We start from the raw sequence: 12,769 nt of genomic DNA, 5'->3' as shown, positions 1-12,769 counted from the left end.
CGTTCTCTGCCCGGATTCCCAGTCAATCCGGCCACGCCCGGTGTCGATGGTGTCACGGAGACCAACAGTCGGCACAGCGTCAAGGAGGACGGCGTGCGAGTGAGGACGACGGCGTTCATCGCGATCATGGTCACCGCGCTCACGACCGGCGCGACAGCGGGCACGGCGGCGGCGGGCACCGACGGCGAGTACGTGGCGCTGGGGGACTCCGCGGCGGCCGGGCCGCTGATCCCGCCGTGGGACCTCTCCTCCCCCGGCTGCCTCCGGTCGCTGCTCGACTACCCGCACGTCGCCGCGAAGGACCTCGGCGTGCCACTGCGGGACGTCACCTGCTCCGGCGCGACGACGGCGGACATGACCTCGCCGCAGCAGACGCCGTCCGGCGCGGTGCCGCCGCAGCTGGACGCGTTGAGCGAGCGGACCCGCACGGTGACCGTGACCATCGGCGGCAACGACATCGGCCTGGTCGGCGCGGCGACGAGCTGCATCAACCTGCTGCCCGGCATCAACCCCGACTGCGTCGACCGGTTCACCGCGGGCGGTCACGACCAGCTGGCCGAGAAGATCGCCGCGTTCGAGCCGGTGTGGGGCGCCCTGCTGGACGCGATCCACGCCAAGGCGCCGAACGCCGCCGTCTTCGTGGCCGGGTACGGCACCTACCTGCCGCACGACGGCTGCTGGCCGATCGCGCCGCTGACCCCGCGTGACGCGAACTACATCCAGGGCAGCATCGACAGGACCAATGCCGCACTGGCCCGCCAGGCCGCCGCGCACGCCGCGCACTACGTCGACGTGCGGACGGCCTCGATCGGCCACGACGTCTGCAAGGTGCCCGGCGTCAAGTGGTTCGAGAGCCTGGTTCCGACGTCGGTCGCCGCGCCGCTGCACCCGAACGCCGACGGCATGGTGGCCATCGGTGGGCTCGTCGCCACGGCGGTCAGCCGGTGAAGTCCCAGCGGCTGGCGCCGTGGGGCGCGGCGGTGGCGATGCCGAAGGCCCGGTGCAGCGTGAGCCGGTACAGGTGCCAGGGCGCCGGGCCGCCGGTCGGTGCCATGAAGGAGGCGGTGAAGCCCTCGTCCAGCACCGTCGCGGGCCAGCCGCCCGAGCGGTAGACGGCGGCCACCTGCTCGAGGGTCTCGGGGTCGGTGCGGCGGCGGGCCTCCCCTTCCATCGTGAGGTCGAGACCGCGCAGCCGCACCGACACGGTGCACGCCGGGTTCGCCGCCAGGTTGCGGGCCCGGCGGGTGCCCGGCCCGCTCACGAAGTACAGGGCGTCGTCGACCCAGATGGCCCCGACGCCGGCGGCGTGCGGGCGCCCGTCGGGGCGGACGGTCCCGACGAAGAACGTCAGGTCCTCCGCGGGGGTCTGGGTGGCGAGGAGGTCGCGCGCCCTGCTCCACGGCAGCGCCGCGGACCCGGATCGGTCGAGGTTCTTGGTTGCGTTGGGTTCGGTCATGCCTACGCGTCGAACGGGCCGGCCGCGGATCGACACGCGGCGAGGGTTTTTCCGCCACCGGGGTCGTCGTCGCCGGTCGCGGGCACGATCGCCAGCTCGTCGAGCCCGGCGGCCGCGTACTCGCCGACCTTCGCGACGATCTCGGCGGAGGTGCCGAAGAGCCCGACCGCGGCGACGGCCTCGGCCGGCACCGCGGCCAGGAGTTCACGCGGGTGCGGCCGGGTGCGCGCGAAGTCGACGAGGTCGCCGAAGCCTTCCGCGCGGAACATGTCGGCGTAACCGGGCGCGGCCAGGTAGCCGACCACGCCCCGGCGGAGCTGTTCGAGCTCGGCCGGTCCCGGGTCGGCCGCGGCCGCCACCCACGCGGCCACCGGCGGCGGGGTGGTCCCGATGCGCTCGGCGGCGGCGCGCAGCCCGCGCACCAGCGTCGCCGCGGCGGCGGGGCTGACGAGGTTGACGACCATCCGGTCGGCGTACCGCGCGGCGACCTCGATCGCCCGCGGCCCGAACGCGGCGATCGTCAACGGAGAACGCGGGGCGGCCAGCCGCAGCCGGTAACCCCGCGAGCCGACGACCCGGCCGTCCACCGCGGACTTTTCGCCGGCCAGCAGCTGCCGGACCGCGACGGCGGACTCCGCCAGCGCCGTGGCCGGACGATCGCGCGAGCGGCCGTGCCAGCCGCGCACGACGACGTCACTCGGCGTCCCGAGCGCGACGCCGGTCGTACGGCCGGTCAGCGCGGCCACCGAGGCAACCCCCACGGCGATCGTCGCCGGGTCGCGCACGGTCACCGCCAACGGCCCGAAGGTGAGGGAAATCCGCGAGGTGGCGGCCCCGATCGCGGTGCCGAGCGCGAAGGCGTCCCACGTCGCCATTTCGCCGATCCACAGCTCCGGGTAGCCGGCGGCCTCGGCTGCCCGGGCCGTGTCCAGCGCCTCCTCCGGCGGCCGGTCCTGCCACAACCCCAGCGACACCGAAAGCCTCACGCACACCCTCCCCATCCGAGCGCGAAAACGTCCCACGTCGCCATCTCACCGATCCACAACTCCCGGTAGCCGGCGGCCTCGGCCGCGCGGGCAGTGTCCAGCGCCTCCTCCGGCGGCCGGTCCTGCCACAACCCCAGCGACACCGAAAGCCTCACGCACACCCTCCCCATCCGAGCGCGGCCGGCCGGTTCGTCGTCCCCGGGAGACGACGAACCGGCGCCCAGCCCAAGGCCGCCCCGGCGAGCGGCTGCCCGCCGTACCCCGGTCGCGGGTGGCACCCCGGTGCCCGGCAGCACCATACGGGGTGACGACCGGGCGACGCCGTCTGCTCGCATCCCTCCGGCGAGCAGAAGACGCGCCCGGGAACCGCTTTCCGGGTGCACCGCGCCCCGGCCTCCCCGACCGGGTGCGGTGTTCGGTGATTCCGATCGACCGGCACGAGCCCTCCGGGTGGGTACCCACCCGCTCCCTTCGAGCCGGCCGATCGTCTCCGCGGCGCACCGTCCCCACGCCCGGGCCGGCCCGGGCGCGACCCTCTCGGCCGGTGCGTTCAGGTGCGGAGGCTGTCCAGCTGGTCCGCCCGGACCCAGGTCGCGTGAAAACCGAGCGGGACGCGCTGGGGAAGCAGGACCCTGGCCACGGGTCCGGCAGCGAGGTCGGCGGCGTCGAAGATGTCCAGTTCCGAGCGCCCCTCGCGCTCGTCCTGCACGAACGTCACCAGGTACCCGTCCGCCGAACCGACGGGTGCTCCTTCGCGGGGTGCGAACGGAGCCTCGCTGCCCCACCGGCCGGGACCGAACCGGTATTCGGTCTTCGTACCGGCAAGATCGTCGCGGCGCACCAGCCCGTCGAACTTCAGCGTCGACTCGGGCGAGATGTGCACCGTGTAGGAGTACCGGTTCCGCCGCCCGACGCCGCGGGCGTCGACGGTCGGGAACTCGGTGTTGTCGTCGTCGAGCGGAGCCTCGTGGCACGCGCCGGTCCGCAGGTCGAAGCGGTAGCGGTGCAGCTGGGCGTCCAGGCGCAGGTAGGAGAGCATCTTCGCGAGCGGCGTGTGCGCGTCGGCCCGCGGGGCCGGCCGGCGCACCCGGCAGACGTCGAGGATGACTTCGTCGCCCTCTTCCCACGCGTTGACGACGTGGTAGATGTAGCACGGGCTCGCTTCGAACCACCGCACCTGGCTACCGTCTCCGTAGCGTGGCAGGACACCGAACCGGCTCGGCAGCGAGCGGTCGAAGTGCAGCTTGTGGCGCCCCTGCTTCGCCGCCACCGGGTCCTGGACCAGCGGCAGGTCCATCAGCACCGCGTAGTGCTCGGTGATGGCCATGTCGTGCGGCAGGCGCGGGCCCGGCAGCTCGACGTCGGTGGTGCGCACGACCCGGCCGTCCGCGCTGATCACGCCGTAGCGCAGGTACGGCGGGCGGGGCCCGTAGTCGAACCAGAACAGCTCGCCGGTGGTCTCGTCGACCTTGGGGTGGGCCATCATGTCGCCGGCCAGCGTGCCGAGGAAGTCTTCGGCGCCGAGTGTCTCCAGCGAGAGCGGGTCGACCGCGTACGGCGAGCCGCACAGGTACCAGGTGGCGAGGATGCGGCCGCGGTGGAAGACGACGTCGGTGTTGGCGTTGTCCTTGAGCCCCAGGCCGTGCGCGTTGCCGAACGGGTTGCCCTTCGGGTTCTCCATGACGCCGGTCCAGAGCGCTTTGCCCGCCGCGGATTCGGCTTCGAACGCCTTCGTGCGGACCCAGCGGTTGCGGTAGCGGGCCTTGCCGTTCTCCAGGTGGACGGCGTGGATCATGCCGTCGCCGTCGAACCAGTGGTACCGGCCTTCCGGGGCGAACCGCGGGTTCGGGCCGTTGCGCAGGTAGACGCCGTTGAGGTCCTTCGGGATTTCGCCGATGACCTGCAGGTCTTCGGCGTCGATCTCGGTGCCGACCGGGGCGTAGACGCCGAGCAGGTAGGGGTTGTCCTCGCCGCTGTCCGCCGCCCGGGCCACCATGAGCGGCTCTTCGGAGGTGCTGGTCATCGGGCCGCTCCCTGGCTGCGTAGGCTGATGAAAAGAGGCTACGATTTGTGTACCCAGCTGTCAATAGGCTTCTTTTGGTGTAGCCAGCTGCTACCCTCAGGAGGCGATGTAACGAGGGGGAAGCTTTGGTGGAGGCGACTGCACAGCGCATCCGGCCGGCGGGCGATCCGCTGCGACGGGCGCTCGAGCTGGTCGGCGACCAGTGGACGCTGCTCATCCTGCAGAGCCTGTTCCTGCGCTTCCGGCGGTACGAAGAGCTGCGCCTGCGGCTGGGGATTTCGCCGACGGCGTTGTCGGGACGCCTGCGGGACATGGTGGACGCGGGCATGCTCACCCGCGTGCCGTACCGGGACGCGCGCCGGACGCGCCACGAGTACCGGCTCACCGAACGCGGCCTCGAGCTGTGGCCCCTGCTGATCTCGATCTGGGCGTGGGAGCGCGAGTGGGTCGAAGGCCGCCGCGAGGTGCTGCCGACGCTGATCCACCTGGACTGTGAGCTGGCTACATCAGCGCCTCTCGGCTGCGCCGCCTGCGGCCGCCGGGTCGACGCCCGTGACGTCCGTGCATCGCGCTTGGACAGCACGGGGGTCGCGGCGGCGACGGCGTCCAAGCGCTTCCGCCGCAAGGACGCGGATTCCCTGGCCGGCGACCCGCTGATGTTCTTCCCGGACACGATGGAACTGCTCGGCGACCGGTGGTCGACCGGCCTGCTGGTGTCGGCGCTGCTCGGCTGCCGGCACTTTTCGGAGTTCGAGCGCGAGCTGGGCATCGGGCCGAGCGTGCTGTCGGCCCGGCTGAGCAAGCTCGTCGAGGTCGGCGTGCTGCGGACGGGCACGGCGGCCACGCGCGCCGACGCGCGCGACTACCGGATGACGGCGAAGGGCCTGGCGTTCTTCCCGGCGCTGGCGTTCATCGCGGAGTGGTCGCGCGGGTTCGAGGTGGCGGGCCAGGAACCGGACATCACGCTGCACCACGTCGAATGCGGCGAGCGCCTGCGCCCGATGCTGCTGTGCGACCACTGCGGCCGTCCGCTGACCCGCAAGTCGGTCCGGTTCGGTGGCGTGCCGTCGCCCAAACGCTGAAGGGTGACGGAAATCGGCTCGCCAACGGGTGGCGGTGGTGCCAGGCTGGAGCGGTCACACGTCGTCGTTTTCGGAGGTATGCATGAGTGAGCCGGACCCGTCGCCCAGCGGCGAGGAGGACGACGTCAAGCGCAAGTTCCGCGAAGCGCTGGAGCGCAAGCAGGCGCACGCGCGCTCGGGAGCGTCGCACGAGAACGGCGGCGGCAAGAACCAGCACGCCCACGGCCCGGCGGCGAACAAGCGGACCTTCCGCCGCAAGAGCGGCTAGCAGGCCGGACCCGGGAACCTCCCCCGCCCTTCCCTGGGGGGCGTCCCCGGGTCCAGTCTATCGCCCCGCGCCGACAAAGCCGCCCGAAAACCCTTCGGGCGGCTTGTTCGTCCACATCACGGCGAGGCTGTGGACAACCCGCTAGGGCGTGAACTCGCCGAGGTGGTCCAGTACCACGAACCCGCTTTCCGGGCTCGCCGCCGCCACCGCCTTGTGCAGCACCTCCAGTCCCCCGTTCGGGTCGTTGGCCTGGCCCAGCGGCAGGTCGAAGTCATCCCAGTGCGTCGCCGCCACCCAGCGGGGGTTTCCCAGCGTTCGCAACACCCGCGGCACGTAGTCCGTCACCTTCGCGCCGCCCGGTGGCAGCAGCAGCACGTCCGGCCGCAGGCCCGCCAGCTCGGACTCGACGTAGTTCGAGCCGCCGAAGTCGAGCACGCTCGCACCGCCGCCGGACACCGCGTACGCCAGCGTGCCGCCCTCCAGCAGGTCCGAGATCACCCGCGGGCGGTCGCGGCGGGACAGCGGCCGCGTGCCCGGGAAGGCCACCTGCGCCCGGGGGCCCGTCGCCGAATGCAGGGACCGCAGCACCCGGATCGAGTAGCCGTCGAAGGTCAGGTTCTCGCCGCCGGTGGCGATGGCCAGCTGGTCCTCGGGTGCGCCCAGCGCCGCCATGAGACTCAAATGGGTCTCGGTGCCCATCACCGTCGCGCCCGTGCGCTGAGCCAGGTACGGGACGTCGGTCAGGTGGTCGTAGTGGCCGTGGGTCACCAGGATGTGGTCCGCGTGCAGGTAGCCGCGGTCCAGGTACCCGTCGATCAGCTCGCGGTTCACCGAAAGCGGCGTGCGCGGGTCCGCGCCCGCCGGGGTGTACGTGCCCGTCTCGAACCTCGTCAGCCACGGGTCGATCAGGACCGTCTTCGCCCCGATGCGGATCTCCCAGCCGTTGTTCCCCCACCAGCGCAACGTCATCCCGGAGGCCGAAGCCCCGCGCGCGACGGCCGGTGCGCCCGCGAGGATCGCCGCGGCCGCCGCGCCCGCGCCGAACAGCCCGCGCCTGCTGATTCCTGTCTCCATGGCCCCACCCGACCACGCGGCACGGAAGCTTGTCCAAGATCGCGACGGCGACATGTCGATAGGCGAACGGCTATCGTCGCAGCGTGGACCACCTCCGTTCGCTGCGGTACTTCCTCGTCGTCGCCGACGAACTGCACTTCGGCCGGGCCGCCGACCGGCTCGGGATCGCGCAGCCGCCGTTGAGCCAGCGCATCAAGCGGCTCGAAGCCGAGTTGGACGCGAAGCTGTTCGACCGCGGCCGCCGCGTCACGCTCACCGAAGCCGGCGAAGTGCTGCGCAACGAAGCTCGCGACCTCCTCTCCCGCTGGGACCGCATGACGGCGCTGGTCGTGAAGGCCGAACGCGGGGAGCTCGACAGCCTGCGCGCGGGCGTGCCGCCGGACCTGCCCGGCCGGGTGCTGGCCGCGATCCTGACGAAGTTCGCCGACGCCTTCCCGGCCGTGCGGCTGGACCTGCAGGAGCTCACCACCGCCGAGCAGGCGCGGCTGCTGGCCGACCGCGAACTCGACGCCGGCCTGCTGCACCTGCCGGTGGACGTGGTCGGCCTCGACCTCGGGCCGGTCGTCGACACCCCGCTCGGCGTGGTACTGCCCCGTGACTCGCCGCTCGCCCGCCGGGCCGCGCTTTCCCTGGCCGACCTGGCCGGGGAAGGCCTGGTCCACACCCCGCGCGCGGCCGCGCCGGGCAGTTACGACGCGCTGCTGCGCACCTGCTGGGAACACGGGTTCCGGCCGGCGTCGGTCCGCCACGCCCGCAACCCCGAATTCGTCCTCGGCCTGGTGCTGGCCGGGCACGGCGTCGCCTTCGAGCCGGACGTCCGCCGGGAACCGCGGGTGGTCTGGCGGCCGCTCGAAGGCGAGGTGCTGCGGACCCGGCTGGCGTTCGCGTGGCCGTCGGTCAGCCCGCACCCGCAGGCGGCCGGGCTCGCCGGGATCGCGGCCGGGATCCTGCAGGACGACGGCGTCTCGCGGCTGGTACCGCCGCCGGCGGAGCCCCGGCCGTGGGACGTCTTCTACGACCGCAGCTGATCGACCGCCGTGCGCGCGGCATCGCCGATCGCGCGGTCGATGTCCGGGCGCCGCAACGTTTCCGCTCCGCCGGCGGTGAACACCGCGACCGCGTAAGCGGCACCGTCCGGATAGGTCGCGACGCCGATTTCGTTGCGGATCCCCGGCATCGTGCCCGTCTTGCCCGCCACGGCCACCTCCGGCGGGAAGCCCGCCGTCAGCCGGTGCCAGCTGACCTGCGCCGACATCCACCCGCGGACCGGCGCGCCGACGTCGCCGGCCCAGATCGCCGCCAGCAGCGTCGTCATGTCGCGGGGCGTGGTCGCGGACGTCCGCAGCGGGTCGAGCGCCCGCAGCGGTACCCCGGCCGACGTGTCCTCGACGATCGTGCGCAGCACGTCCCGCGGCGCACCGATCACCGTCGTGCGCGTCAGGCCGAGCTCGGCCAGCAGCGACCGGACGTTGTCGACGCCGACGCGGTCGAACAGCAGGTCCGCCGCCGTGTTGTCGGACACCGTCAGTGCGAGCAGTGCCGCGTCCCGCAGGCTGTAGGAAACGTCGTCCGCGAACCCCGCCGAACCGGTCCCGCCCAGGCGGTCCGCCGCCGAAGCCCGCACGCGGCCGGCCGGATCCAGCTGCCCGGCCGCCACCTGGCGCGCGAACTCGAACGCCAGCGGCACCTTCACCACGGACGCCAGCACCACCGGCGCATCCGCGGCCCAGCCGAGCTCGTCCGCCGAACCGAGACGGCGGGCGTGCAGGAACCCCTGCACGCCCGCCGCCGCGAAGATCTCTTCGGGAGTCACCCGGTCATGATGGACCGCAGCCGCCCGACCTCCGCCATCCGCCGCTCCGCGAGGCGGTCGGCCGCCGTTGCCGGGGGCACGCCGTCGGCGTCGGCCAGCGCGAACACGGCCTTCGTCGTGTCGTAGATGGCCGTGGTCTTGCGCTTCGCGCGCTCGAAGTCGAAGCCGTGGCGCTCGTCGTCGACCTGGATCACGCCGCCCGCGTTCACCAGGTAGTCCGGGGCGTACAGGACGCCGCGGTCGGCGAGCTGCTTGTCGATGCCCGCGTGCGCGAGCTGGTTGTTCGCCGCGCCGCAGACGATCCGGGCGCCCAGGACCGGCACGGTTTCGTCGTTCAGGACCCCGCCGAGCGCGCACGGCGCGAAGACGTCGAGCTCCGAGCGCAGCAGCGTGTCCACATCGGACGCGATCTGCACGTCCGGGTGGATCGAGCGGGTGCGCTCGATCGCCGGTTCGTGGACGTCGGTGATCGTGACCTGCGCACCCGCCTCCACGAGGTGCCCGACGAGGATGTGGCCGACCTTGCCGACGCCGGCCACGCCGACGCGCTTGCCCGCCAGGTCCGGGGTGCCCCAGACGTGCTCGGCCGAGGCCCGCATGCCCTGGAAGACGCCGAACGCGGTCAGCACGGAGGAGTCGCCGGCGCCGCCGTCCTCGGGCGAGCGCCCGGTGACGTACCGGCACTCGCGGGCCACGACGTCCATGTCCTGCACGTACGTGCCCACGTCGCACGCCGTGATGTAGCGGCCGCCCAGGGACTGCACGAAGCGCCCGTACGCGCGCAGCAGCGCTTCGGACTTGAGCGTCTTCGGGTCGCCGATGATGACGGCCTTGCCACCGCCGAGGTCGAGCCCGGCGAGGGCGTTCTTGTACGCCATGCCCTTGGACAGCGCGAGGACGTCGTCGAGCGCGTCGGCTTCGGTGGCGTAGGGGTGGAAGCGCGTCCCGCCGAGGGCGGGGCCGAGCGCGGTGGAGTAGATGCCGATGATGGCCTTCAGGCCACTGGCCTGGTCGTGGCAGTACACGACCTGTTCGTGCCCGGTGCCCCGGGCGAACACTCCTTCGGTCACGGTGGTGACTCCTTTGTCATCCGCGCCCGGTTTCGTGGCCGGGACGCGCTTCACGGGTGGGCGGGAACCCGGGGCGGAGGTCGTCCGCTCGGGTACCCGGCACCAACCTAGATCGCCGGTGATCTCGAAACCAGTGGAGGTCTCGCGATACGGACCGGTAATCAGCCCGCGATCACCTTGCCGAGGGTGCGCATCGCCGTCTCGAGCTGGGTGTCCGACAGGTACGGCGCGGGCCCGAAGCGCAGGTACGGTCCCCGGCTGTCGGTCCGGACGCCCTCGGCGGCCAGCGCCGCCTGCAGCCCGGCGGCGTCGGCGCAGCGCAGCGAGAGGAACCCGCCGATCCGGTCCAGCGGCGTCTCGCGATCACGCGTCACGACGTGCTCGGGCAACCCGAGCGAGTCGAACACCTCCGCGAGCAGGCCCACCTGGTGCTGCGACACCGCGCGCAGGAACTCCGGCGTGAGCCCGTGCTCGGCGAAGAACCGCTGGACCCGGACGCCGCGGTAGTGGCTGGCCGGGTCGTAGGTGGCGCCGGCGAACCGGTCGCCGCCAATGGCGTACGGGACGGCGCCGGGGTGGCGCTCGTCGGCCAGCGCGCCGAACTCGGCGTACCAGCCGGTGATCACCGGCCGCAGCTCCTGGGCGTGCGCGGGCAGCCGCAGGAAGCAGTTGCCCTCGCCCAGCTGCAGGTACTTGTAGCCGCCGCCGAGCACCCACGCGTTGGTGAGCCCGAGGTCGTGCAGCGGGAACGGCACGACGCCGAGCGCGTGGTAGGCGTCGACGACGAGTTCGATCGAGCGGCCGCGGCAGACGTCGGCGAGGTGCGCCAGGCCGGGTACCAGCCTCGACGTCTCGAAGAGGACCGCGGAGACGAGCACGGCCGCGGTGTCGTCGTTCACCTCGCCGGCGACGCGCTCGGCGAGCGTCGTGACCGGGTCGAGCGGCACCCGGACCACCTCGACGCCCTCCTCTTCGAGGCGGGCGAGCTGACGGCGGAGGGTGTGGAACTCGCCGTCGGTGGTCACCAGCCGCGGCCGGCGCGGCAGCTCCATCGCCGACAGGAAGCGCAGCACGAGGTCGTGCGTGCTCGCGCCGAGCGCGTACTCGCCGTGCGGGTCGCCGAGCAGCACGCGGAAGCCCGCGCGCAGCTCGTCCGCCTTGGCGAAGGCGCGCTCCCACTTGCCGTCGACGTCGCGGGCGGCGTCGGCGAAGGACTCCAGGAGCCCCTCCTCGGCGACGTCCGGCCAGGCCTGGTGCGAGTGCCCGGACAGCAGGAGGCGGTCGGCCACCGCGAACCGGGTGTAGTGCGCGGCGAGGACGTTGTGGTCCGCGCGCAGGTCGTCCAATGTGGTCACAGTCGGCTCCGTACGGCCCAGAGATCCGGGAACATCGGCTGGAAAAGCGTGGTACGCAGGTAGGTCGCGCCGGATGATCCTCCCGTCCCGGTCTTGTCGCCGATGGTGCGTTCGACCATCTTCACGTGCCGGTAGCGCCACTCCTGCATCCCTTCGTCGAGATCGACCAGACACTCCGCGACGACCGAGGGTCCCCCGTCGTCGCTGTACACGTCCAGCAATATCGCCTGCAGGGCCGGGGACGGCTCCACCGAGCGAGTGACGTCTCGGTCACACTCGACGGCGTAGCCAGAAACCTTGAGATAGGTGAGAAAAGAGTCGAACAACGACGGGCGCGCCATCGCTTCGGCAATGCGTTTCCGCTGCTCCCCGCCCTCGGGGTAGTGCGCGAACACGCGCTCGTCACGGCGGCCGAGCACCGCTTCCAGCTCGCGGAACTGGGCCGACTGGAAGCCGCTCGAAGCGTCCAAACGGGCGCGGAAACTGGTGAACTGGCTCGGCGTCATGGTTTCCAGCACGTCGATCTGCGCGACCGCGACCTTGAGGATCGTCAGGATCCGGCGCAACGTCCGGATCGAGTGCGCGGTGCTGCCCTTTTCCAGGTTCCGCTGGAGGAATTCGGCTTCGTGCAGGATCTGCTTGAACCACAGCTCGTACACCTGGTGGATCACGATGAACAGCAGCTCGTCGTGTTCGTCGGAGCGCAGGCGCTGCGCGTTCAGCACGTCGTCCAGCCCGAGGTACGAGGTGTAGCTCAGGGCTTCCTGGGTCGCTTGGCTGGGTTCGGTCATCCTCGGGTCACCTCGTCGAAGTGGCGCTGAGCGGGTTGCGCGAGCGCGGTGTACAAGTCGTGGAACAGCTCGACGGCCGCCGCGCGGCAGTCCGGGGCCGGCACCAGGCCGGCGGGCAGTTCCGGGTCGAGCGACGGGAACATGCGGAAGGTGTGCACCAGCCGGGTGCGCACCTCGAACGCCTCGGCGTCCGGCGGTTCCCGGCCCGCGTACCCGCCGAACTGGCCGACGAACGCGGCGTACCGCGCGGCCAGGTCGTCGAGGTCCCAGGCCCGCCCGGCGAACCGGCGGACGTCCAACGCGGCCGACGGGCGGCCGAGCAGCAGCCCCGCGTGCTCGGTGACGTCGAGCTCGCCGAGCAGGGCGACGACCTCGGCCTCGCGGTCGTGCGGGGCGATCCACGTGCCGTCCTGGTAAGGCCCGAAGCCGAGGAACCGCAGCCGCCGGACCAGGCGTTCCCTGGCTTGGCGGCGGCTCTCGGGGATGCTCTGCCACAGCACCGTCCACTCGCCCGCGGCGCGCTCGCGGCGGCCGAGGGAGAAGATCCGGTGGTCACCATCGGCGAGCAGGGCGGTGGTGCGCCGGGTCAGCGAGTAGTGCACGGTCCGGCCTTCGCGGTGGCGCTGCAGCAGGCCGCGGCGCACCAGGCGGGTGAGCGCGATCCGGGCGGCACCGTCGGAGAAGCCCAGCTCGGCGAGCACCGCGACCAGGCCGCCCGACCACACCCGGCGGGTCTCGCGCGGGTGCACGTAGCTGCCCAGCAACGTCATGACCAGCTCTTGCGGGCTGGCTTCGAAGGCGTCTCCGGGCATGGGCGCAACTCTATACACCTCAGGCCGCTGCGGTGTAGC

The 12,769-nt window shown here is 72.4% G+C and carries 14 protein-coding genes; 4 read left to right on the top strand and 10 right to left on the bottom strand.

The annotated features are described in order from the left end of the window. The first annotated feature begins 99 nt into the window (after positions 1–99). Complete coding sequence (locus ACLJPY_RS43685; RefSeq protein WP_410596918.1) at positions 100–948, top strand: SGNH/GDSL hydrolase family protein; 849 nt, start codon at positions 100–102, stop codon at positions 946–948. Here ACLJPY_RS43685 and ACLJPY_RS43680 read toward each other — a convergent pair. The 4 genes from ACLJPY_RS43680 to ACLJPY_RS43665 all read right to left on the bottom strand — a co-directional run bounded on the left by ACLJPY_RS43680 (position 938) and on the right by ACLJPY_RS43665 (position 4,465). Beyond that, positions 938–1,456 carry a pyridoxamine 5'-phosphate oxidase family protein gene (locus ACLJPY_RS43680; protein WP_410596869.1) on the bottom strand — a complete coding sequence of 173 codons (519 nt, stop codon included), beginning with the start codon at positions 1,454–1,456 and terminating at the stop codon, positions 938–940. The genes ACLJPY_RS43685 and ACLJPY_RS43680 overlap by 11 nt on opposite strands. Positions 1,457–1,458: 2 nt before the next feature. After that, a complete protein-coding gene (locus ACLJPY_RS43675) occupies positions 1,459–2,442 on the bottom strand; it encodes an LLM class F420-dependent oxidoreductase (protein WP_410596868.1) in 984 nt (327 codons plus the stop codon). Then, positions 2,439–2,597 carry a hypothetical protein gene (locus tag ACLJPY_RS43670; RefSeq protein WP_410596867.1) on the bottom strand — a complete coding sequence of 53 codons (159 nt, stop codon included), beginning with the start codon at positions 2,595–2,597 and terminating at the stop codon, positions 2,439–2,441. Before ACLJPY_RS43670 ends, ACLJPY_RS43675 begins: the two co-directional genes overlap by 4 nt. A 395-nt stretch (positions 2,598–2,992) precedes the next feature. Then, the gene (locus ACLJPY_RS43665) at positions 2,993–4,465 is read right to left on the bottom strand and encodes a carotenoid oxygenase family protein (RefSeq protein WP_410596866.1); all 1,473 of its coding nucleotides are present in this window, start codon (positions 4,463–4,465) and stop codon (positions 2,993–2,995) included. A gap of 125 nt (positions 4,466–4,590) precedes the next feature. Between ACLJPY_RS43665 and ACLJPY_RS43660 the strand changes: the two genes are divergently transcribed. Together ACLJPY_RS43660 and ACLJPY_RS43655 are read left to right on the top strand one after the other, a co-directional pair. Then, positions 4,591–5,547 carry a winged helix-turn-helix transcriptional regulator gene (locus ACLJPY_RS43660; RefSeq protein WP_410596865.1) on the top strand — a complete coding sequence of 319 codons (957 nt, stop codon included), beginning with the start codon at positions 4,591–4,593 and terminating at the stop codon, positions 5,545–5,547. An 82-nt stretch (positions 5,548–5,629) separates the two neighbouring features. Further along, on the top strand, positions 5,630–5,815 hold the full coding sequence (locus tag ACLJPY_RS43655; RefSeq protein WP_410571475.1) for a DUF5302 domain-containing protein: 186 nt from the start codon (positions 5,630–5,632) through the stop codon (positions 5,813–5,815). A 141-nt stretch (positions 5,816–5,956) separates the two neighbouring features. On the opposite strand, the gene ACLJPY_RS43650 is transcribed toward ACLJPY_RS43655, so the two are convergent. Next, a complete protein-coding gene (locus ACLJPY_RS43650) occupies positions 5,957–6,889 on the bottom strand; it encodes an MBL fold metallo-hydrolase (protein ID WP_410596864.1) in 933 nt (310 codons plus the stop codon). Positions 6,890–6,972: 83 nt separating this feature from the next. Between ACLJPY_RS43650 and ACLJPY_RS43645 the strand changes: the two genes are divergently transcribed. Next, positions 6,973–7,917 (top strand): LysR substrate-binding domain-containing protein, encoded by a 945-nt coding sequence (locus ACLJPY_RS43645; RefSeq protein ID WP_410596863.1) that lies wholly within the window; start codon positions 6,973–6,975, stop codon positions 7,915–7,917. On the opposite strand, the gene ACLJPY_RS43640 is transcribed toward ACLJPY_RS43645, so the two are convergent. The 5 genes from ACLJPY_RS43640 to ACLJPY_RS43620 form a co-directional block, all read right to left on the bottom strand. After that, on the bottom strand, positions 7,902–8,702 hold the full coding sequence (locus tag ACLJPY_RS43640; protein WP_410596862.1) for a serine hydrolase: 801 nt from the start codon (positions 8,700–8,702) through the stop codon (positions 7,902–7,904). The genes ACLJPY_RS43645 and ACLJPY_RS43640 overlap by 16 nt on opposite strands. Continuing rightward, a complete protein-coding gene (locus ACLJPY_RS43635; protein ID WP_410596861.1) occupies positions 8,699–9,772 on the bottom strand; it encodes a Glu/Leu/Phe/Val dehydrogenase dimerization domain-containing protein in 1,074 nt (357 codons plus the stop codon). The genes ACLJPY_RS43640 and ACLJPY_RS43635 overlap by 4 nt, the downstream gene beginning before the upstream one ends. 161 nt (positions 9,773–9,933) lie before the next feature. After that, on the bottom strand, positions 9,934–11,127 hold the full coding sequence (locus ACLJPY_RS43630; protein ID WP_410596860.1) for a kynureninase: 1,194 nt from the start codon (positions 11,125–11,127) through the stop codon (positions 9,934–9,936). Beyond that, complete coding sequence (locus ACLJPY_RS43625; RefSeq protein ID WP_410596859.1) at positions 11,124–11,918, bottom strand: tryptophan 2,3-dioxygenase; 795 nt, start codon at positions 11,916–11,918, stop codon at positions 11,124–11,126. The genes ACLJPY_RS43630 and ACLJPY_RS43625 overlap by 4 nt, the downstream gene beginning before the upstream one ends. Then, the gene (locus tag ACLJPY_RS43620) at positions 11,915–12,730 is read right to left on the bottom strand and encodes a PaaX family transcriptional regulator C-terminal domain-containing protein (protein WP_410596858.1); all 816 of its coding nucleotides are present in this window, start codon (positions 12,728–12,730) and stop codon (positions 11,915–11,917) included. The genes ACLJPY_RS43625 and ACLJPY_RS43620 overlap by 4 nt, the downstream gene beginning before the upstream one ends. Positions 12,731–12,769: the final 39 nt, after the last annotated feature.

Origin of the sequence: Amycolatopsis sp. lyj-23, assembly GCF_046549135.1 — a bacterium.
GTDB lineage: Bacteria > Actinomycetota > Actinomycetes > Mycobacteriales > Pseudonocardiaceae > Amycolatopsis.
This window is presented reverse-complemented; position numbering and strand designations above follow the sequence as displayed.

Bases quoted from the DNA above. Each gene is read 5' to 3' on its own strand.
- ACLJPY_RS43650 (WP_410596864.1), bottom strand. From the start codon at position 6,889: ATGGAGACAGGAATCAGCAGGCGCGGGCTGTTCGGCGCGGGCGCGGCG.
- ACLJPY_RS43665 (WP_410596866.1), bottom strand. From the start codon at position 4,465: ATGACCAGCACCTCCGAAGAGCCGCTCATGGTGGCCCGGGCGGCGGAC.
- ACLJPY_RS43680 (WP_410596869.1), bottom strand. From the start codon at position 1,456: ATGACCGAACCCAACGCAACCAAGAACCTCGACCGATCCGGGTCCGCG.
- ACLJPY_RS43620 (WP_410596858.1), bottom strand. From the start codon at position 12,730: ATGCCCGGAGACGCCTTCGAAGCCAGCCCGCAAGAGCTGGTCATGACG.
- ACLJPY_RS43655 (WP_410571475.1), top strand. From the start codon at position 5,630: ATGAGTGAGCCGGACCCGTCGCCCAGCGGCGAGGAGGACGACGTCAAG.
- ACLJPY_RS43625 (WP_410596859.1), bottom strand. From the start codon at position 11,918: ATGACCGAACCCAGCCAAGCGACCCAGGAAGCCCTGAGCTACACCTCG.